Annotated in this window: 13 protein-coding genes and 1 pseudogene; 9 read left to right on the top strand and 5 right to left on the bottom strand. The window is 60.0% G+C overall.

The window, feature by feature from the left end; genetic code table 11:
* Positions 1-32 precede the first annotated feature (32 nt).
* From TZ03_RS15580 to TZ03_RS15565, 4 genes are all read left to right on the top strand, one after another.
* Positions 33-3863, top strand: coding sequence for an RHS repeat domain-containing protein (locus TZ03_RS15580; RefSeq protein ID WP_051098903.1), 3831 nt, complete (start codon positions 33-35; stop codon positions 3861-3863).
* Between the two features lie 206 nt (positions 3864-4069).
* The gene (locus TZ03_RS15575) at positions 4070-6079 is read left to right on the top strand and encodes a hypothetical protein (RefSeq protein WP_152645465.1); all 2010 of its coding nucleotides are present in this window, start codon (positions 4070-4072) and stop codon (positions 6077-6079) included.
* A 162-nt stretch (positions 6080-6241) separates the two neighbouring features.
* Positions 6242-8431: an autotransporter outer membrane beta-barrel domain-containing protein gene (locus TZ03_RS15570; RefSeq protein ID WP_051098901.1), complete on the top strand. Its 2190-nt coding sequence runs from the start codon at positions 6242-6244 to the stop codon at positions 8429-8431.
* A 52-nt stretch (positions 8432-8483) separates the two neighbouring features.
* Positions 8484-10007: a hypothetical protein gene (locus tag TZ03_RS15565; RefSeq protein ID WP_053388440.1), complete on the top strand. Its 1524-nt coding sequence runs from the start codon at positions 8484-8486 to the stop codon at positions 10005-10007.
* 6 nt (positions 10008-10013) lie between these two features.
* Here the strand turns inward: TZ03_RS15565 and TZ03_RS15560 are convergent, their stop codons facing one another.
* From TZ03_RS15560 to TZ03_RS15545, 4 genes are all read right to left on the bottom strand, one after another.
* Entirely contained in the window at positions 10014-10754 is a 741-nt protein-coding gene (locus tag TZ03_RS15560) for a molecular chaperone (RefSeq protein WP_082056636.1), read from the bottom strand.
* Between the two features lie 77 nt (positions 10755-10831).
* Positions 10832-11371 carry a fimbrial protein gene (locus TZ03_RS15555; RefSeq protein ID WP_051098900.1) on the bottom strand — a complete coding sequence of 180 codons (540 nt, stop codon included), beginning with the start codon at positions 11369-11371 and terminating at the stop codon, positions 10832-10834.
* A gap of 181 nt (positions 11372-11552) precedes the next feature.
* Positions 11553-11963, bottom strand: a complete 411-nt coding sequence (locus TZ03_RS15550; protein WP_051098899.1) for a PA2817 family protein — start codon at positions 11961-11963, stop codon at positions 11553-11555.
* Positions 11964-12158: 195 nt separating this feature from the next.
* On the bottom strand, positions 12159-14606 hold the full coding sequence (locus TZ03_RS15545; RefSeq protein ID WP_051098898.1) for an acyl-CoA dehydrogenase: 2448 nt from the start codon (positions 14604-14606) through the stop codon (positions 12159-12161).
* Positions 14607-14938: 332 nt separating this feature from the next.
* Between TZ03_RS15545 and TZ03_RS15540 the strand changes: the two genes are divergently transcribed.
* The 4 genes from TZ03_RS15540 to TZ03_RS15520 all read left to right on the top strand — a co-directional run bounded on the left by TZ03_RS15540 (position 14939) and on the right by TZ03_RS15520 (position 17979).
* Positions 14939-15349, top strand: a complete 411-nt coding sequence (locus TZ03_RS15540; RefSeq protein ID WP_051098897.1) for a hypothetical protein — start codon at positions 14939-14941, stop codon at positions 15347-15349.
* 153 nt (positions 15350-15502) lie between these two features.
* Positions 15503-16126, top strand: a complete 624-nt coding sequence (locus tag TZ03_RS15535) for a glutathione S-transferase (RefSeq protein ID WP_051098896.1) — start codon at positions 15503-15505, stop codon at positions 16124-16126.
* A gap of 144 nt (positions 16127-16270) precedes the next feature.
* Complete coding sequence (locus tag TZ03_RS15525; protein WP_051098894.1) at positions 16271-17203, top strand: ABC transporter ATP-binding protein; 933 nt, start codon at positions 16271-16273, stop codon at positions 17201-17203.
* Positions 17200-17979: an ABC transporter permease gene (locus TZ03_RS15520; protein WP_051098893.1), complete on the top strand. Its 780-nt coding sequence runs from the start codon at positions 17200-17202 to the stop codon at positions 17977-17979. The genes TZ03_RS15525 and TZ03_RS15520 overlap by 4 nt, the downstream gene beginning before the upstream one ends.
* 9 nt (positions 17980-17988) lie before the next feature.
* On the opposite strand, the pseudogene TZ03_RS28840 reads toward TZ03_RS15520, so the two are convergent.
* Positions 17989-18495: pseudogene (locus tag TZ03_RS28840) on the bottom strand (DUF2062 domain-containing protein); the annotation flags it as partial.
* A 142-nt stretch (positions 18496-18637) separates the two neighbouring features.
* On the opposite strand from TZ03_RS28840, the gene TZ03_RS15515 reads away from it, so the two are divergent.
* The gene (locus TZ03_RS15515; RefSeq protein ID WP_051098892.1) at positions 18638-20809 is read left to right on the top strand and encodes a DNA internalization-related competence protein ComEC/Rec2; all 2172 of its coding nucleotides are present in this window, start codon (positions 18638-18640) and stop codon (positions 20807-20809) included.
* Positions 20810-20818: the final 9 nt, after the last annotated feature.

The following is a 20818-nucleotide window of genomic DNA, read 5'->3' as shown; positions in this document are numbered from 1 at the left end:
CGGCAGCGTTGACTCAGAAAGAGGGAAAACAGATGGCGACGAATTCGCTCGTGCATTCCAATGCATTCAATTTCATGAGCTTCGTTCAAGGTGGCGTCGACCCACGAACGGGGCAATACACCGTATCTCTCGAATTGCCTGAACTGTTGGCCAATCACTTGAACGGCCCCAACTTGCCTTTGCGCATCGGCTTCAATTCGATGAACCCCGAGGACTCTGGCTTTGGTGCTGGTTGGCGCTTGAGTTTGAGCGAGTATGACCCGCAAAGCCAGATGCTTAGCCTGCATAGCGGTGAGCGTTTCAAGGTATTCGACAACGGTCCGGGTACGCAGCCGGTAATACCGGAGCGCAAGATCGACAGCTTCCACTTCGAGAATATTTCTGCTGGTGCGACCACGCTTTATCGCGTGGCGCACAAGTCGGGGATGATCGAAGTGCTTGGATTGCACGATATCGACGAGCAGGGGCAACCCAACAAGAAGGTGGCACTGCCTGTCAGGGTGCTGGCGCCGACCGGGCATGGCATTACCCTGAGCTACGAGCAGGTGGGAGTGCCCTCTCCGATGCCGGGTATTCCAGCCAAGGGTGTGCCATGCCTGGCATTGGTAGAAGACGACAGCAAGCGAAAACTACTGGAAATCGACTACTCGAACCTTAGCCGGGTACTGATTACCCTCAACCCGGGTTCGGTGGCGCAGGCTGTTTATACGCTGGAGCGCGAGGACAGCGAGCTGGTCAAGGTGGTTTTGCCGACAGCAGATAAGGGCCGCTGGGCATTCGAATACAAAAAGATCGGCCAGGTGCGTTGCATTGAACGTATGTGGACACCGGTCAACGGCTTTGAAGAAGTTGTCTACAAGGATGATGGGCATGCCTTGCCTGGCGTCGGCCAAAGGACGCTGCCTCATGTGGAGCGTCACTTGGTGAACCCGGGGGCCGGCCAGCCGCAAGTACGTACCGACTACTCGTTCAGTTCGAACAACTTCCTGGGCAACAATACCGGTATCTCCTGGGAAGATAACGGTGAAGACAACCTCTACAAAGCCACCGGTGCGGACTATCGCTATGACTGCACCGCCACGCATTACAAAGGCGGCACGCCGGCCTACACGGTGAAGACGTCATTCAACCGCTTCCATTTGATGGTCGACCAGGTCACTACGCAGAAGGACTGCATCGAAACCCAGACCCTGATGTACCCGGAGGTTGCCAACAGGCAGTTCAGGGACCAACCCAACAACTTCCAGCTGGTCGAGACTACCACCACCTCTTGGCGCACGGGCCTGGACGGCCCTGCCCGGGAGCAGTCGGAAATTACCCGTTACGACGAGCATGGCAACCTGGTGGAGAAAACCGAAGCCAACGGAAAGCGCACGGTAATGTCGTACTACCCGGCTGCGGATGACCCAGAAAAATTCGAGCGCATGCTCAAGGCCGAGGAGGTTATTCCGGGGCCTGGCGAAGCGGGCGCCGAAGCCTTGCGCAGCGAGTACCGTTATCAGTTGGTTGCATCGTTGGATAAAGAAGGGTACGCACGGGGCGCGTCATTGCGTGACCATGAGCGGCAGTTGCGTGTGCGTGATGAGGCGCTGTTGTCGACGTTGGATACCCCCTACCACGACAAGCCCCTCAATCCTCTCGAGCATGGCCGTGCCCGTGAGCAAACGCTGACGCTCAATGGCAAGGCAACCCTCACTGAATATGTATACAGCGAGGTGTCGGTAGAAGGCCATGCTGCCGTCCAGACTCAGGAAACCCTGACCGGTTTCGATCACGGCCAGCCTTTGCCAGAACGCGAGTTGATGAATGCCAAGGGGAAAGCGGAGCGCCATGCCCAGAAGCTCAATACCTTGCAGCATTCGATATTGATTGGCGAGCCACTGCTCAACTATGACGACAATCAGGTGCAGATTGCCTACGTGTATGACGAACTGCGTCGCGTAACGCGTGAAACAGTCGACCCCGGTGGCAAATACACGGCATCACGCGATTATAGCTACTACTTGTCGTCCGACGGCCAGCAGGCTTGGCAGATGCAAGTTGATGTGAAGGGGGTGAAAAGCTGGAGCTATGTAGACGGTCTGAAGCGCGTTGTACGGATGACGCGCCAAGATCCGGACTTTGGCCCTACCCGCAAAGCCAGGGAAGATGAACGGCTCAGTTACACCGCACGCTATGACGAACTGGGCAACCTGGTGGAGGAGGTCGAGCACGACTGGCTTGAGCTGAAGAACTTACCCTTGCGTACCACTTTTGAGTATGACGACTGGCGCCAGCGCCGCGTCGAAATGGGCCCGGACATGGTGCGTATCTGCACGCAGACCGACCCGGTGGGGCTGCCGGATCGCCTGGGGCCGGTACGCAAGGAGTGGCGAGAGTCTTTCGATCGCAGGAAATCCACCGGCGTCACCGTCACCCGGCTGAACCTGTTCGACATGCCTGTCGATGTCGAGCGCCTCGACAGCGATGGTGCCCGGGCGAGTTTGCACTGCTACTTCTACGATGGCCTGGGGCGCACGGTGCGGGAAGTGGATGCACGGGGTTATGAAACGACTACCACCTACGATGAGTTTGATAGGCAAGTAGACCAGGTGCTGCCTGATGGTTCGGTGGTGCACCGTGACTATGCGTTGCACAGCACGGGTGATTTGCCGACCTTGATCAAGGTGCTCGACAAGACCGATGGCATCGATTACGTGCTGGGGACACAAACCTTCGATGGCCTGGACCGCATGATCGAATCGGTCACTGGGGGGCGCAAGCGCACCATGCTGTACGGCATTGGTCAGCGCCAGCCGGAAGCCGTGATCACACCGGCAAACAACCGCATAGACTATGAATACGTTCCGCAGTTGGGCGAGGAGCCATTAAGCCGCAGGACGCTGGGCAAAAATGCGGACTATACATATGACCAACACAATGCCCGCCTGTTGCACTGTACCGAGAACGACGAGACGCTTGAGCGTGAGTACTTCAGTACCGGTGAACTGAAGGTTGAAAAGCGCCAGCGCAGCGACGATGCACAAGCGCATGAAATGGTCTATGTACACAGCTTGAAAGGGCGCTTGCTCGGTTATACGGATGTACTGGGCCAAACTCAGTCGTATGAATACAACCCGCTTGGACAGTTGTGCCAGACCAGCCTGGGAAATGTTACCAGTACCTTCCGTTATGACGAGCTGGGCAGGACCGCCTGCATACTCACCGAGACCGTGGATGAAGACGGGAGCCGCCGCAGTCTGGAAACTGAGCTGTTGTATGATGAGTTCGAACGCGAATTTTGTCGACGTTTCGATTTTGGCGATGCGGTACAGACATTGATGCAAACGTATAACGAAGTGGATGGTATCGACAGTAAAACGTTGTTAGCGGGTGAACAAGATGGCGAGAGGCTGCGCCATGAAACTTTTGAGTACGATGACCGTGCACGGCTGTCGAAGTATACCTGCGAGGGTGTGAGCGACTATGTGCCTGTTGACCCTTACGGTAACAGAATAGACAGCCAGCTGTTCGGCTTCGATGGCTTGGACAACATCACTCGGGTCAGGACTGATTTTGCGGGCGGCAGGCTGAATGCCACGTATCAATTTACCAATGAGAAGGATCCGGTGCAATTGACGGGCATTGTGTTGGATTGGTTAGAGGTCGTACAAAGGCATGGTGAAGCGCAAGAAGTTCCTCTTAGGCAGGAGCTGGTCGAATTGATTTATGACCCTGATGGCAACCTGATCCTAGATGAGCAAAGGCGGGAATTGACCTATGACCCCATGGGGCGTCTGGCGCGTGTGCATGTGCCTGAGCAAGGCATCACTGTAAACTACGGGTACGATCCGCTGGACCGTTTGGCGTCGCAGGATGCTTGACGGTGTAGATCAGCTATCCGATTGATTTTCAAAGTTTACGATGTATCGGAGCCTGCCGCTGTGCAGGCTCTTTTTTTGAGTGGAGTATTTAGCGGTATTACGGTTGACCTGATAAAAATGCCAGTTGTCGGCTACGACGCCGGCGGTGTTGAATCAACAGGAGCGCGATTGCAGCGCTACTCTCTCACTGAAGCTTGGAGGTGGCTGTGGCTCATTCGGATGTTTTAAGTAAGGGCTCGCTGGCTGCACGAGCTGCCTTCAGGCTTGATCGCGCGAAATTGCTGAGTGCGTCTAATGAGCCGAGCCAGTTGGGAGACCTGATCGTTGATGACGCAGTGTACGCTGATAAGGCTGATGGAACAGTAAAAACACTGTACCTGCTGCCTGGTGGGCTAAATCTTGTTGTTAAGGTGCCAGCATGGATATTCTCGGATGAAGACATTCTCAGGATTGAGCATTCGCGTGACAACGTGGCATTCGAAACTATTTACGAGGAGACCATCAGATACTTTGATGACGCTCCGCAGATGCCTTACCCGGTAACGCTGGATGTTTCGCTGGACGCGCTGAGTACCGAAGGGGTGCATTATTTCAGGAGTTATGTGCTCTCCGACAGTCTGGAAGAAGAATGGTCGGGCTCACTGACGCTGCGCTTTGACCGTGTTCCGCCGTATGCCCGGGCGTTGCCGACAAAATTTCTTCCCGTGCCGGTGGTGACAGACGCCAGCCTCGCTGCGAATGGCGGTAATGTCATCCTCGAGTTGCCAGCCTACCCGGATTGGCAGGCAGGTGATTACGTACTCTGGTACTGGCTGAAAGAAGTGCCTAAAGAGCTCGGCGACATTCAAGAAGTCGCTACTGCGTCAACAACCGGGCAAGTGCAACAACTGAGTGTGCCGGAAGATGTTGTTCGCCAAGTCGGTGATGGAGGGCTGTTTGCCGTTTATGTATTGGTGGACAAGGCTGGTAACATCAGTCAGATATCCGATTATGTGGCTATCGATGTAGCGCTGGGCAGGTTGCCTGTCGTCTTCGAGGCCCCCGTGGTGCCTTTGGCGACAGCCGCGGACAACTACCTGATTGACCAGGGTGACGCCTTGGAAGGTGTCGAAGTCTGGGTGCCGCTGTTCGCGGACTGGAAGGCCACTGATACGGTGCTGGTATCTTGGAAAACGGCCGAGCTGCTGGCAGAGCCCGTCGGCAGTGCACCGGTTGAATACGTGCGGGTCAAGGTCGACAGCGCAACACTGCTGCAGGAGTATGACGGTACAGCACCACCGGAAGAAATTACGGTGCGTTATGACGCCTATCGTGGTACGCACAAACTGGGCGGGGCAGAGACAACGGTAAAAGTGAACTTTGACTCCATTGACCCCAACTGGCCAGGCCCGGATTGGCCGGACCAGATTCATCCCGGCCTGGAGCCTGCCCATGTCAATGGGCGCGGCAATACCAGTAATGAAGACGAACTCGACAGCGGCGATACCGGGCTGGACGCTGACATCGCGCTGGTGTTGAGCGACTTCATCGAGGAAAACGACATCTTGACCCTTGACTGGGGAAGTCAGGTGCAAGCTGCTACGCATGAAGTCACTGCACAAGATATAACTGATGGTGACGCTGAGTTTCCTCTGCCTTGGTCCGTTATAGAAGCGGAGGGCAACAAGACGGTAATCATCCATTATTGGGTTAACCGGCCAGGTGTGCATAACCCGATCAAGTCAGGAGGGACTTCGGTGGCGGTAAGCGCCGTTGTAATTACATCAGACCCGGTGGATTTTCTGGAGAAAAATGCCAATGGCGATCTGAACTGTACGTCAATCAGAAACAGCCTGCCACATGCTGATAATGGTGCAGTGCAGTTGGTGGTTCCTGACTTGAGTGAATATGAAAAATATGGGCCAATCACCGCGGTTGAAATTACCTGGTGGGCGGTCAAGGGGGGGCGAGATAGCCAGGGTGAGGATGAGGTACCCGGTGTAAGAGAGACATTCAAGGTGAACATTGGGGTGGACTTTCCGCTAGAGGGGTTCACTTGGCGTGTGCCATACGAAACGCACGTTGCACCGACTTACGACCCTACTGACCCGTTGTTTTATAAAGCGCGTGCGCGGGTAATTTACCGCTTTACCGCCGGCAGCGAAAATATCATATCCAAGCGGGGGGATGTTGTCCTGGCGATGTATCAGCCTAGCGGTGCATGTGATTTTTCATGAAAGATGGTCGAGGTTCGAGAAAAAACAAGCGATGAATTTTCCGGCCGTAATGTAGGGCTTTTCCTACAGAGCGACAGGAAAATGCCCTGTAGCCTCGTCGGAAATATCTGCAGTGAACCTGCAACAGAGCAACCCGAATTTCGGCTTGGGCGAGGATTACACATGAAAAAACACACTACATCCCTCAGCAGAGTTGGCAAACATGCCCTTGCACTGGCTTTGACGCCTCTTTGGGTGGTGAGCGAAGGCACATTGGCATTGACGACTATCCGGGATGATCAAACTATCGATGCCACGGTAGCGCTGGACAGTTACCAGGTACTGGCGGGGGCCACGCTGACAGCCAATGGCGCCGCCACCCAGCAAATCCAGCTGCGAGCCGGCTCGGCCCTGGACTTCGGCGCCAGCACTATCACTGCCGCGGGTGATGCGTTGCTGGTGGGCAGCGATGCTGTGGCCAGCGTCACGGGCAGTACCATTGTCAGCCAGGGGCGAGGGATTGTCGCGGCACGTACCGGGGAGGTGGGGTCCACGGTCGAGCTGCGGGGTAGCACCGTAACAGGTCAGGCGGGCGGGGCAGCGCTCGCCAGCAACTCGCGGCTGAGCATCAGCGACAGCCTGTTGCGGGGAGCTGGCGCGGGAAGCTCCGGTGTGCGCATGTTCAATGGCCGGCTGGATGTGGCGAACAGCCAGATCATCGGTGCCCAGGAAGGTATCCTGGTCAATGGCGATGCGGCAGTGACAGGGCAGGCGGACATCGACCTGCAAAATGCCGTGGTCGAAGGGCAGGAGGGGGCCGCAATTGTCGTGGCCGGCAGTGCGGCAGCGTCAGCCTCGGCAAGCATCAAGGTAGGTAACGGGTCGCGCCTGCTGGGTAGCGATGGCACGTTACTCGAGGTGCGTAACGCATCGTCAGCGGACATGGCGGTCGATAATGCGCACCTGGTTGGCAATATCAATGTGGAGGAAGGCTCCAGTGCCACATTGGCGCTGAACAACCGGTCGAGCCTTACTGGCCATCTGGACGGTGTTTCGAGCCTGAGCATCAATGACCAGTCAACCTGGATAATGACCCAGGATGCGAACGTCGGTGATCTGGCACTCAATGATGGCAACGTCCAGTTCGGCCAGCCGGATGCGTACCACCGACTTACCGTGGAAAACCTGTCGGGCAGCGGCACCTTCGTGATGCATGCAGACTTCTCCACCGGGCAGACGGACTTCCTGGATGTTACCGGCCAGGCCACTGGCAATCACAGCTTGCTGATCGGCAGCTCCGGCGAGGACCCGCAGGCAGAGAACCAGCTCCATGTGGTGCATGCCGCCAGCGGTGATGCCACGTTTTCGCTGCTCAATGGCCGGGTTGACCTCGGGGCGTTTTCCTATGACCTGGTTCAGCGTGGTGAAGATTGGTACCTCGATGGTTCGCGCAAGGTAATCAGCCCGGGTACGCAGTCGGCGCTGGCTTTGTTCAATGCTGCGCCTACTGTCTGGTATGGCGAGCTTGCCTCGTTGCGCAGCCGAATGGGCGAATTGCGTTTGCAGGATGGTCAACCAGGTGTCTGGGTGCGGGCCTATGGCAACAAGTTCGATGTGGCGGCCAGTTCCGGGGTGGCCTACAAGCAGGTGCAACAAGGCGTGTCGTTCGGTGCCGACGCCCCGCTGCCTATCGGCGATGGCCAATGGCTGGTGGGTGCGCTGGCGGGTTACAGCCGTTCCGACCTGGACCTGTCGCAGGGCACTTCCGGTGATGTCGACAGTTACTACCTGGGCCTTTACACCACCTGGCTGGACAAGCAGAGCGGTTACTACTTCGACGGTGTGGTCAAGCTGAACCGCTTTGAAAACGATGCCAAGGTGGCCCTGAGTGATGGTGATCAGGCCAAGGGCGACTACAACAACGTTGGTATGGGGGCGTCGGCCGAGTTCGGGCGGCATATCGCCCTGGATGGCGGCTATTTCATCGAGCCTTATACCCAATGGTCGGTGGCGCAGTTCCAAGGTAAGGACTACACGCTCGATAACGGTTTGCAAGCCAAGGGCGACACTGCCCGTTCCGTGTTGGGCAAGCTCGGCAGCACGCTGGGGCGGAACATCGAACTGGGTGATGCCCGGGTGGTTCAGCCTTATGTACGCGCGGCCTATGCCCATGAGTTCATCAACAACAACCAGGTCAAGGTCAATGGCCATCGGTTCGATAACGACTTGTCCGGTTCGCGTGCCGAACTGGGGGTTGGGGTGGCGGTTTCAATGGCCGAGCGGCTGCAGGTGCACGCTGATTTCGACTACAGCGCCGGCGAGCATATCGACCAACCATGGGGGGTGAACCTGGGGCTGCGGTACAACTGGTGAGCAACCCCCTGAAGGAAGACGTCATGTCTTTCTTTTTTTTGGAGAGATAAAGATGCAGGTGCCTGGCAAATTTCTGCGCAGTGTCCTTGGCTTCTTCAGAAGGCCATTCAATGGGATTGCAGCACCTGGAGAGCCGCAGGCACTCAAGCCTGTGGACGTGGCTGATCTGCTACCTGATATTGACGGGGGTGAACGTAATTTGCTGCCTGTGAGGGCCACGCGCAGGCCTTTGCCCATTGCCATACCCATGTGGCTGGTCTCCAACCCCAGTGAGGACGACCCCGAACAACTGGTGGTGAAGTGGGATGGGCAGCTGTTCGAAGACAGGACCTGGACCACGCCAGTGCTACCTGCAGACCTTGAGCTTGAGGTGCCCGTGGCGCTGTTGGGTGAAGGGCGCCACACCTTGACGTATGAGGTGACGCTGGGTAACGGCGAAACCTCCTTTTCTGATGACCTTTCATTGCTTATCGACAAGACCGCGCCCGTGCTGGGTGGGCAGCGTGGCCGGCTCGAGCTTGTCGAGGCCGCTGATGAGCTCGAGCGCGATGGCCTTACCGCCCGGTACCTGGACCGGCACGGTGATCGGCTGCGCACCCTGGTGCCGGCCTACGACAGCCCAGGCTCAGGCGATATCATCACGTGGTACTGGGGAGAGAAGCCGGATGACGCTGAACGGGTCGATAGCCGAATCTTGACCAGCGACGACTATTCGCTGCCGATTCACATCGACTTCCAGGGTGAGATGATTCGCCAGGCCGGGGACGGGGTGCGTTATGCGTATTACGAAATCGAGGACCGGGCGGGCAACCTGAGCAACCTGGCGAGATCGTTGGAACTGGAGGTCAGGGCGCAACCAGCACCGCGCGATTTCGAGTGGGTGGAAATCGCCCAGGCTACCGGGGCGAGCGGGGAGCTTGCGTTGAAGCTGGATGACTACATTGAGCCGCTGTTGGTCGCTGTGCCGCAGTCGGCGCAGTGGTTTCCAGATGAAACGGTTACAGTGCTCTGGGGGGAGCCTGAGGATTATGGCTATTACTCAACCTCCGAGGTGCATCCTGGGACCGAACGTTCCTATGCGATTCCCGAGAAGCAGGTGCTGGCATATGGCAAGCGCACTTTGGTTGTGCGTTACGAAATCCGCGACGGTGTCGATGTTTTTCCTTCCGCCAGTAGCAATCTGAAAGTGACCGAGTTCGATCAAGGCGGGTTGCCTGTGCTAGCACTTGAGGGGGCCAACTCGAACGGGTTCAGCCTCGGCTCGGCGCCCGAGCGTGTGCCTGTCAGTCTGGGTACATGGCGGGGAATTGCCGTAGGGCAGCAGGTGAATGTAACCGTGACTGGGGTGTTGCAGAGTGGGTCGGATGCTCCCCCTCAGCCTGTTCTGACCGCGCATCCGCTGACCGAGGCGCAAGTGAGGCAGGGGATTGGGGCAAACAAAGAGGTCACCGTGCCGAAGGCATACCTTGCGACCCTCAAGCGTAACGAGCCGTTCACCTTCCTGGTGCAGGCCAGCTTCGACGGTGGCAGCACATGGGTCGATTTCCCCCGTTATAGCCCCACCCTCAGGGCTTGAGTGCCATCACGGGCGCTGCACCGGGCGGGACAGCTCCGGCGTCAGGCCGCCATAGTCATTGATGGTTGTGAACGCGACCTTCAGGCCGTCCTGCACGGTTGAAGCTTTGAGGGGGTAGCTTTGCCTGCCCATGGGTATGGCCATCTTCCTGGCATCGATTTTCTCGCTGCCCTTGGCGCTGTGCAGGGTCAGCTGGTTGAAGGTGAAGTAGTACGGGGACGGGTTGTCCACCACCAGGTGAGGCTTGCCGTCGAGCGTTTGCACCGACCAGGCCAGGTTCTGCAGGTGCTCCTGTGAGCGGCCCTTGAGCTGGGTTGGGCGGTAGAACACCTTGATGCGGGTACGCAGGGCGATGGTCAGGCTGTTGCTCGGTTCGTCGTCCGCCTGCGGAATTTCCTGCAGGTTGAAGTAGAACAACGATTCACGGTCCTGGGGCAGGTCGTTGGGCAGGCGGTTGAACTGCACCGTCTGTTCGCCGGCCGGGTCGATGCGGAACAGTGCAGGTGAGGCGATCAGGGGGACTGCGGTGGTGTTGTCGTCTGCCTCTGTATTGATCCAGGCCTGGGCCGCGTAAGGGCGTTGGCTGGGGTTGGCGACCACGATGCTGGTGCTTTGCCGGTCGCTGGGCTGGATTACCCGGGTAGAGCTGATGGTCAGGGCGGCGTGGGCCGCGCCAGAGGCTAACAACGCCAGGCAGGTGGCCAGTGCCGTGGCGAGCCTTGTGGCGATTGAGGTTGGGCGGTGCATGGGCGTCTCTTTACTGCGTCTGGTAGAAGGGCTATGGCATCCAGGTGCTTCCGGAGAAGCGCCTGGAGCGTAACGAATTACTTGATGTCTACAAGGAAGGTTACTTCCGATGCCGCGTCGCCTTCAGTGACGGTAGCTGCGGTGGACTGGTACATGGCGTAGAACAGCATGTCGGTGGGCTTCGTATCGTCGAGCGCGTAGGCGGCCGATTCCTGCTCTGGAGCCAGGTTGGTCAGGCTCTTGTCCTGAATGGCCAGTGCCAGCCCGCGAGCGCCAGCGGGGCGCAGTGAGTAAAGGTTGGTGCCTTCTGGGCCGTAGAGCGCCGTGAACGTGACATAGCCTTCTTCACCCGGATTGATGGTGCAGCCATTACCGGGCGTAACGCGCAGGGCGAACGGAATATGGCGTGTTTGCTTGCCTATGGTGTCAAAGTAACTTGGGTGATAGCTACCGACCACCACGCGTGGCAGGATAGCGCCGCCAGTGCCCGGCTCTACCAGTTCGATAGGGCAGGTACCGCCTGGCGTGATGGTGCCCTGGAAGTAGATTTTGCCGGTGTTGGCAAATGCTGCAGTGCTCGACAGGCCCATGGCGAGGGCGATGAGGGTGCGTTTCATTGTTTATATCCTGGTGGTGGGAGGCATTCGAACATGCATGTGGGATGTTCGGCCGGCAGGATATTCAGGCTGAAGGTTCGAGGCTGTAGGATTACTTCACAATGGTTACGGGAACAATGGACAATAATGGGATCGGCGCAGCGAACCACGCCGATTGATCGAAGTAGCTCGACGTACGGGCTCAGTGTTGCGTGTTACCTGCAGCTTGGCGCAGCAACTGCTTTTGCTGGTTCCAGTCAAAGGCTTCGCCGTTCTGTTCGGCCTCATAGCGGCGTTCTTCCAGCTGTTGGTACAGCTCGAGTTCTTCATCAGGCATGAAGTGCAGGCAGTCGCCGGCGAAGAACCACAACAGGTCGCGTGGCACCAGATGGGCAATTTGCGGGTAGCGCTGGATAACCTGGCAGATCAGGTCCTGGCCCAGGTACTGGCTTTGCAGTGGGTTCTGCGGGAGAAGGGTCAGCAGTTCGTCGAAGCGTTCGAGGAACAGGGCGTGGCTTTCCTCCGGTACCTGCTCGGCTTCACCCAGGGCCACCAGGATGGTACGCAGGTGGTTCAGCAGTTGCAGGTGGTATTCCAGGTGGGGGTTGGCCATGGGGGCGGTCCTCGGGGTGGTCGAAACGGGCGCGGAGTATACGCCGGTTGGGGACGGGTTGGGGAAGATGCCGGCTGAACCGGCCTCATCGCCCGGCAAGCCTGTACCCACAGTACATGCATATGGCTTGCGGGCGATGCGGCCCATGTGTGGCGCTGGCTTGCCGGCGATTGGGCCGCAAAGCGGCCACTTGGGTCAGCGTACCTTGCCGTGTTCCGGCAGCAACTGCTCCTTGTCGAAGGCATCCACATCGATCACTGCCCGACGTGCCTGTTCCGCCGCCTGCAGCCGTTGCCCTTCGCCAGGTTGCAACACACCGCTTTCGACTGCCGCCTCGATCGCCGACTGCCCAGGTGCTGGCCGCACCTTGCCCTCCTTGGTCGCCTGATGCAGTGCCTTGTGCAAAGGCGCCGCTTCATCCAGCAGGTCGCAGGCCCGTTGTAGTGCCGCCACCGGGTCGCCATCGGCCTGTGGCCTGAAGCAGCCGGCGAGCAGCTCTTCAAGCGCGGGATCACCCTTGCTGCGGCCAATCAATGCCGCCACCTCTGCATCCAGCTCATCGCTGGGCCCGGTATGGCGACGGCCAAAGGGGAACACCAGCACGCGCAGCGCACAGCCGACAAAGCGGTTGGGGAAGTTGTCGAGCAACTGGTCCAGGGCCTTTTCCGCCTGACCCAGGCTTTCTTCCATGGCCCAGCGCAGCAAGGGCTGCATATGTTCCGGTGAACCCAGGTCGTGATAACGCTTGAGCGCCGAGCTGGACAAGTACAGGTAGCTCAGCACGTCGCCCAGCCGGGCACTCAAGCGTTCGCGGCGTTTGAGGGCACCGCCCAGCAGCATCATCGACACGTCCGCCAGCAAGGCAAAGGCTGCGGCCTGGCGGTTCAGGGCGCGGAAGTAGCCTTGGCTCAGGGCATCGCCTGGGACGTTTTCCAGGCGACCCAGCCCCAGGTTGAACACCAGCGTGCTGGCCGCGTTGCCGGCGGCGAACATGATGTGCTTCATCAGCAGGTCGTCGAATTCTTTCAGCGCCTGGTCGCGGTCCTCGCGGCCAGCGAGTGCCATCTCCTTGAGCACGAACGGGTGGCAGCGGATCGCGCCCTGGCCGAAGATCATCAGGTTGCGCGAGAGAATGTTCGCGCCCTCGACCGTGATGAAGATCGGCGCCCCTTGCCAGTTGCGCCCCAGGTAGTTGTTCGGGCCCATGATGATGGCCTTGCCACCGTGTACATCCATGGCGTGTTGGATGCATTCGCGACCGCGCTCGGTGAGGTGATACTTGAGGATCGCCGACAGTACCGAAGGTTTCTCGCCCAGGTCCACGGCCTTGGCCGTCAGCAGGCGCGCACTGTCCATCAGCCAGGCATTGCCGCCGATACGTGCCAGCGATTCCTGGATGCCTTCGAAGGCTGCCAGCGGCACGTTGAACTGCTCGCGGATGTTGGCGTACTGGCCGGTGACCAGGCTGGTGTACTTGGCGGCACCGGTGCCGACCGCCGGCAGGGAGATGGAGCGACCGACCGACAGGCAGTTCATCAGCATCATCCAGCCCTTGCCGAGCATGGCCTGACCTCCGATCAGGAAGTCCAGTGGCACGAAGACGTCCTTGCCGCTGTTGGGGCCGTTCATGAATGCTGCGCCCAATGGCAGGTGGCGTTTGCCGATGTCCACACCCGGGGTGCTGGTGGGGATCAGCGCCAGGCTGATACCCAGCTGTGCTTCTTCGCCCAGCAGGTGGTCCGGGTCGTAGGCCTTGAATGCCAGGCCCAGCAGGGTGGCGACCGGGCCGAGAGTGATGTAGCGCTTTTCCCAATTCAGGCGCAGGCCGATGACTTCTTCGCCATTCCATTGACCTTTGCAGACAACGCCGGTGTCAGGCATGGCGCCAGCGTCGGAGCCGGCCAGCGGGCCGGTGAGGGCGAAGCAGGGGATTTCCTCGCCCCGAGCCAGGCGCGGCAGGTAGTGGTTACGTTGTTCATCGGTGCCGTAATGCAGCAACAGTTCGGCCGGGCCCAAGGAGTTGGGCACCATCACCGTGGAGGCCAGGTCGCCGCTGCGGGTGGCCAGCTTCATCGCCACCTGGGAGTGGGCATAGGCGGAAAAGCCCTTGCCGCCATACTCCTTGGGGATGATCAAGGCGAAGAAGCCGTTCTGCTTGATATGCGCCCAGGCTTCGGGCGGCAGATCGAGGTCCTGGCCGATCTGCCAGTCACTGACCATGGCACAGAGTTGTTCTGTGGGGCCATCGATGAAGGCCTGTTCTTCTTCGGTCAGCCGGGGCGCTGGGTAGTTGAGCAGTACGCGCCAGTCGGGGCGACCGCTGAACAATTCGCCGTCCCACCACACGCTACCGGCGTCGATGGCTTCGCGCTCGGTCTGCGACATGGGCGGCAGGGTGCGCTGGAACCACTTGAACACCGGGCCGGTGAACACCTTGCGCCGCCACTCCGGCAGCGCTACCAGGGCGATTTTAAGCGCCAGCACGATCCAGATCAGCGTCAGCAACCAACCGGGGGCATTGCTGAAAATACCCATCAGCAGCACATAGGCCGCGATGATGCCCAAAATCTGCAAGGGCGCCAGGCGCCGGTGCGTGAGGTATGCCGCGCCGATCACCAGCACCACCAACCACAACAGCAACATAATCGATCCTCCTTGGAATCGGGGGCTTGAGCCGTCCCACAGAGCTTAGACGTTACGCCGTGAACGGCCGGGTCAGAACAGTGACAGGGTATGGCGCTGGGAGTTTCAGCCTGTTGTATGCCTTCTATGCAAGGAGACAGTGATCGAGAAGATCAACAGCCAGGTTCGCTATATCAAGCAAGCGGGAACCTACTGTGTGGCCCGACCTGGCAATTCTGCTAGGTGCGCGGGCGCTAGTGCTGTTTTAAATTCAAGCCCACATAACGACACGGCGCCGTATTAGGCGGTGATATGTCTCCAAGGCACATAATCTTCAACGCAAGGTGCGCATCATGCGAAACGACAACACCCCATACCAGAACGGCGTCGTCATTTTCTGGAAAGAAAACAACGGCACCGGACCAAGCGAAAGTCTGACTTTGCCAGCAGAGGGAAGTGGAGATACAGCCTACAAGAGTGTGGGTGGCGACTACAGCAAAATAGCCATGAGCGATATTCCCTCTGCTACGACCATCACGTTCAGCCAGGGGGCTGGCTCGAACCGGAAATACATCAAGCTGCTAACCACCCACCGACCGGCATCACTCAACCGTACCGAATTTCAGTATCTGATGAACTCCTACTCTGTTGGCGACTTTATCAGTGAAGGGCTGGGCTTCAAGGTTTTGGAAAAAGAGGGTAAAGCGTCGGATGCTGGTATCGATTGTCATATTCAACTTTCCAAATCGCCCCCCACCGCCTGACCCGTCTTCCCCCCTGTCAGCTCGCCTGGCTTTTCCAGGCGCGCCCTGACAGTGTTGCGGTTGATGTTCAACAGCTTGCCTGTGAAAGGGCCCGTACAGGCGACATCCCTCTGGAGTAGACTGTGCAACCTCCGTATTCATAAGGACGTTGCCATGCTGAAGATCTGGGGCCGCAAGAATTCGAGCAATGTGCGCAAGGCGCTGTGGATCGCCCACGAACTGGGTCTGGACTTCGAGTCCATCGACGCCGGTGGCGCCTTTGGCGTGGTCAACGAACCGCACTACCGTGCGCGCAACCCAAATGGCCTGGTACCGATGCTCGAAGACGGTGACCTGACCCTGTGGGAGTCCAACGCCATCGTCCGCTACCTGTGCGCCGAATACGGTGCAGAACAGGGCTGGTACCTGGAGGACCCGCGCCAGCGCGCCCTGGCCGACAAGTGGATGGACTGGACCACCTCGTCCTTCGCCACGCCGTTCCGCCCGTTGTTCTGGGGCCTGCTGCGCACCCCGGAAGACCAGCGCGACTGGGTGGCGATCAACGCCGCGCACAAGCAGTGCGCCGAGCTGCTGGCCATCGCCGACGAAACCCTGGCCAAACAACCTTATCTTTCTGGTGACCAGATCGGCATGGGCGACATCCCACTGGGTAGCTTCGTCTACGCCTGGTTCGAAATGCCCATCGAGCGCCCGGCCATGCATCACCTTGAAGCCTGGTACGCACGGCTCAAGGCGCGCCCGGCCTACCAGGCCGCGGTGATGACCGCGCTGACCTGATCGAACACCACGCGTGTTTCGATAGTCATTATCAATACATGTGACTGTACTTGTGCGGCCTGGCCTTGCACCATGGCCGCACTCACTGCGCCAGTGACCTGCCCTGGCGTGTCCTGCACCTTTTTCTTCGGTAAATGACCCGCTATGAGTTCCGCCCTGTCCATCCGACAGCTGACCAAGACCTACGGCAACGGCTTCCAGGCCCTCAAGGGCATCGACCTCGATGTTGCCGAAGGTGACTTCTTCGCCTTGCTCGGCCCCAACGGCGCCGGCAAGTCCACCACCATCGGCATCCTCTCCACCTTGGTCAACAAGACCAGCGGCACGGTCAATGTGTTCGGCCACGACCTGGACCGCGAGCCCGCCGCGCTCAAGCGCTGCCTGGGCGTGGTGCCGCAGGAATTCAACTTCAACCAGTTCGAGAAAACCTTCGACATCGTCGTGACCCAGGCCGGTTACTACGGCATCCCGCCCAGGCTCGCCAAGGAGCGCGCCGAGCAGTACCTGACCCAGCTGGGCCTGTGGGACAAGCGCGACGTGCAGTCACGCTCGCTGTCCGGTGGCATGAAGCGCCGCCTGATGATTGCCCGCGCGCTGATCCATGAGCCGCGCCTGCTGATTCTCGACGAGCCCACCGCTGGCGTGGACATCGAGCTGCGCCGTTCGATGTGGAGCTTTCTCACCGAGCTGAACCAGAAGGGCATCACCATCATCCTCACCACCCACTACCTGGAAGAGGCCGAGCAGCTGTGCCGTAACATCGGCATCATCGACCACGGCACCATCGTCGAGAACACCAGTATGCGCCAGCTGCTGGGCAAGCTGCATGTCGAAACCTTCGTCCTCGACCTCAAGCGCGACCTGGCCACGGCGCCGGCATTGCCGGGCTACCCGTGCCGGCTGTTGACCCCGCATACCCTGGAAGTACAGGTGGAAAAGGACATCGGTATCACCGCGCTGTTCGGCCAGCTGGCGCTGCAGAACATCGAAGTGCAGAGCCTGCGCAACAAGACCAACCGACTCGAGGAGCTGTTCGTGTCCCTGGTGGAAAAAAACCTGTCGAAGGTGGCCGTATGAGTGTGGAACTGCGCACCAACTGGGTCGCCCTGAACACCATCGTCTACCGTGAAGTGCGGCGCTTCCTGCGTATCTGGCCGCAGACCCTGCTGCCGCCGGCGATCACCATGGTCCTGTACTTCGTCATCTTCGGTAACCTGATCGGCCGGCAGATCGGCGACATGGGCGGCTTTACCTACATGCAGTACATCGTGCCGGGGTTGATCATGATGTCGGTGATCACCAACTCCTACGGCAACGTGGTGTCGAGCTTCTTCGGCAGCAAGTTCCAGCGTTCGATCGAAGAGCTGATGGTGTCGCCGGTGTCGCCGCACACCATCCTCGTCGGCTATGTATTGGGCGGGGTGCTGCGCGGCCTGGCGGTGGGGGTGATCGTGACCATCCTGTCGATGTTCTTCACCGACCTGCAGGTGCACCACCTGGGCGTGACCGTGGTCGTGGTGCTGCTGACCGCGACCATTTTCTCGCTGCTGGGCTTCGTCAACGCGGTGTTCGCGCGCAACTTCGATGATATTTCGATCATCCCGACCTTCGTGCTGACGCCGCTGACCTACCTGGGCGGGGTGTTCTACTCGATCAACCTGCTGCCGCCGTTCTGGCAGACCGTGTCGCTGGCCAACCCGGTGCTGCACATGGTCAACTCGTTCCGCTACGGCATCCTAGGGGTGTCGGATATCAGCATTGGCACGGCGATCACCTTCATGCTGGTGGCCACCGCGGTGCTCTACCTGCTGTGCGTGCGCCTGCTGGTCAGCGGCCGCGGCATGCGCGCCTGAGGCCTTGCACCGGCATTGGCGTCGACGCCACTGCCGGCCCACCCACCAGCGCCAGTACAGCATGGTGGTGAAGTAGCCAAGGATGCCCAGCACCACGCCGCACACCACCGAGCCGAGCAGGAAGGGTTGCCACAGTGTGTACAGCTGGTCGGTGATCCACTCGAAGGTCAATTCTTCGGGCAGGGTGCGCGGCGGGATCTGCATCAGCCAGGCACCGGTCATGTAGGTGACGAAGAACACCGGCGGCATGGTCAGCGGGTTGGTCAGCCACACCAGGCTGACCGCGATCGGCAGGTTGCCGCGCACCGGAATGGCCAGCGCGGCGGCCAGCAGCATCTGCGCCGGCATCGGGATCAGCGCCGCGAACAGGCCAACGCCCATGGCCCGCGCCACCGAATGGCGGTTCAGGTGCCAGAGGTTCGGGTCGTGCAGCAACTTGCCGAAAAAGCGTAAGGACTTGTGTTCCCGAATACTGGTCGGGTCCGGCATGTAGCGTTTGAAAAGTCGGCGCGGCATGTAGGCTCCCGGAGCGTTGATCTGGGCAGTATGCCCTTATTCCGGTTCAGCCTCGTTTAGAGTTTGTGACAATTGTTGAGCAAGCACTGCCGGCAATTGGGCTATGCCTCAGGGGGTGACTTGCCTTCTGGAGCTCTACCTCATGCGCACAGGGATGTTTGCGCTCGCACTCGGGTTGTTGTGCCTGGGTTTTCTCCCCGCCTTGCCATCGGTCGGATGGTTGATACTGTTGGCCATCGTCGCGGCCATCGGCCTGGGTACCCGCCTGTGGCCGCTGGGCTGTTTTCTGCTGGGGCTGTGTTGGGCGTGTGGGGCAGCGCAACTGGCGCTGGATGACCGCCTGGCTGCTGGCTTGGACGGCCGCACGCTGTGGCTGGAGGGGCGGGTGGTCGGCTTGCCGGCGCGCACTGCGCACGGCGTACGCTTCGAGCTGCAAGAGCCCCGCTCGCGGCGCGCCGAGCTGCCGCAGCGCCTGCAGTTGAGCTGGTTCGACGGGCCTGCGCTGCGGGCGGGCGAGCAGTGGCGGCTGGCGGTGACCTTGCAGCGACCGGCTGGGCTGCTCAACCCGCATGGGCCGGATCGGGAAGCGCAATTGCTGGCGCGGCGGATCGGCGCCACCGGCACGGTCAAGGCTGGGCAACTGCTGGCCTCCGTAGACGGTGGTTGGCGCGATGCGCTGCGCCAGCGTCTTCTGGCCGTGGATGCCAATGGCCGCCAGGCGGCGTTGGTGGCACTGGTGCTCGGTGACGGCGCGGGCCTGGCACGGCAGGACTGGCAGGTGTTGCAGGATACTGGCACGGTGCACTTGCTGGTGATTTCCGGCCAGCACATCGGCCTGGTGGCGGGTTTGCTGTATGGCCTGGTCGCCGGGCTGGCGCGCTGGGGGCTGTGGCCCGCACGGCTGCCGTGGTTGCCCTGGGCCTGCGCTCTGGCCATGGCCGCAGCACTGGCCTATGGCTGGCTGGCCGGTGCTGGCGTGCCGGTACAGCGCGCCTGCCTGATGCTGGCCGTGGTGTTGCTCTGGCGTCTGCGCTTTCGCCATCTTGGCGCTTTTGTACCGCTGTTGCTGGCGCTGGTTGCGGTGTTGCTGGTCGAACCGTTGGCGGCACTGTTACCCGGTTTCTGGCTGTCGTTTGCCGCCGTGGCCACGCTTATCTATTGCTTCGGTGCCCGCTTGGGCGGTTGGCGACCATGGCAGGCCTGGACGCGGGCGCAATGGGTGATCGCCATCGGCTTGCTGCCGGTGCTGCTGGCCACGGGCTTGCCGGTGAGCCTGAGTGCGCCGCTGGCCAACCTTGTGGCGGTGCCGTGGGTGAGCCTGGCAGTGTTGCCGTTGGCGTTGCTGGGTACCTTGCTGTTGCCGCTGGGTGGGGCAGGGGAGGCGTTGTTGTGGCTGGCGGGTGGCTTGCTGGATGTGCTGTTCCGCGGGCTTGCGCTGGTGGCTCAGCAACGGCCAGCGTGGGTGCCACCGGCCTTGCCATTATGGGCCTGGTTGCTGGTCTGCCTGGGTGCCTTGCTGGTGCTGCTGCCCCGTGGCGTGCCGCTGCGAGGGTTGGGCGGGGTGATGCTGTTGGCCCTTTGGGTGCCCCGGGAACCGGTGCCGTTCGGGCAGGTCGAGGTCTGGCAACTGGATGTCGGCCAAGGCTTGGCGGTGCTGTTGCGAACCCGGCATCACAACCTGCTGTATGACGCCGGGCCGGCCAGGGGCGAAAGCGACCTGGGTGAGCGGATAGTGCTGCCGACCTTGCGCAAGTTGGGGGTGAGTAGCCTGGACTTGATGCTGATCAGCCATGCCCATGCCGACCATGCCGGTGGTGCTGCGGCCATACAACGTGGTTTGCCGGTCAAGCGGGTTATCGGTGGGGAAGAGCTGGATGATGTTCAGTTGCAACCTTGTGCCAGTGGCGAGCAATGGGAATGGGATGGCGTGCGTTTTTCGCTGTGGCGCTGGGCGGATGGGCGCAGCAGTAATGACCGCTCCTGTGTGTTGCTGGTCGAGGCGCAGGGTGAGCGGTTGTTGCTGGCGGGAGATATCGAAGCCGGAGCTGAGCGGGCCTGGCTGGCGGCTAACGATTCTCCGCGCATTGACTGGCTGCAGTCACCGCATCATGGCAGCCGTAGTTCTTCCACTGAGGCGTTCATTCGTGCCACTGCGCCGCGTGGGGTACTGGTGTCGCGGGGGCGCAATAATAGCTTTGGGCACCCGCATGGGCAGGTGGTGGAGCGGTATCGGCGGCATGGGGTGGTGATGCATGACACGGCGGTGGAGGGGGCTTTGCGGTTGGTGTTGGGGCTGTCTCTTATACACATCTGAGGCTGGCGC

The organism is Pseudomonas sp. 10-1B (assembly GCF_000935045.1).
In the GTDB taxonomy this organism is placed as follows: Bacteria; Pseudomonadota; Gammaproteobacteria; order Pseudomonadales; family Pseudomonadaceae; genus Aquipseudomonas.
This window is presented reverse-complemented; position numbering and strand designations above follow the sequence as displayed.

Bases quoted from the DNA above. Each gene is read 5' to 3' on its own strand.
- TZ03_RS15515 (WP_051098892.1), top strand. From the start codon at position 18,638: ATGCGCACAGGGATGTTTGCGCTCGCACTCGGGTTGTTGTGCCTGGGT.
- TZ03_RS15525 (WP_051098894.1), top strand. From the start codon at position 16,271: ATGAGTTCCGCCCTGTCCATCCGACAGCTGACCAAGACCTACGGCAAC.
- TZ03_RS15560 (WP_082056636.1), bottom strand. From the start codon at position 10,754: ATGCACCGCCCAACCTCAATCGCCACAAGGCTCGCCACGGCACTGGCC.
- TZ03_RS15580 (WP_051098903.1), top strand. From the start codon at position 33: ATGGCGACGAATTCGCTCGTGCATTCCAATGCATTCAATTTCATGAGC.
- TZ03_RS15545 (WP_051098898.1), bottom strand. From the start codon at position 14,606: ATGTTGCTGTTGTGGTTGGTGGTGCTGGTGATCGGCGCGGCATACCTC.
- TZ03_RS15565 (WP_053388440.1), top strand. From the start codon at position 8,484: ATGCAGGTGCCTGGCAAATTTCTGCGCAGTGTCCTTGGCTTCTTCAGA.
- TZ03_RS15550 (WP_051098899.1), bottom strand. From the start codon at position 11,963: ATGGCCAACCCCCACCTGGAATACCACCTGCAACTGCTGAACCACCTG.
- TZ03_RS15570 (WP_051098901.1), top strand. From the start codon at position 6,242: ATGAAAAAACACACTACATCCCTCAGCAGAGTTGGCAAACATGCCCTT.
- TZ03_RS15520 (WP_051098893.1), top strand. From the start codon at position 17,200: ATGAGTGTGGAACTGCGCACCAACTGGGTCGCCCTGAACACCATCGTC.
- TZ03_RS15555 (WP_051098900.1), bottom strand. From the start codon at position 11,371: ATGAAACGCACCCTCATCGCCCTCGCCATGGGCCTGTCGAGCACTGCA.
- TZ03_RS15535 (WP_051098896.1), top strand. From the start codon at position 15,503: ATGCTGAAGATCTGGGGCCGCAAGAATTCGAGCAATGTGCGCAAGGCG.
- TZ03_RS15540 (WP_051098897.1), top strand. From the start codon at position 14,939: ATGCGAAACGACAACACCCCATACCAGAACGGCGTCGTCATTTTCTGG.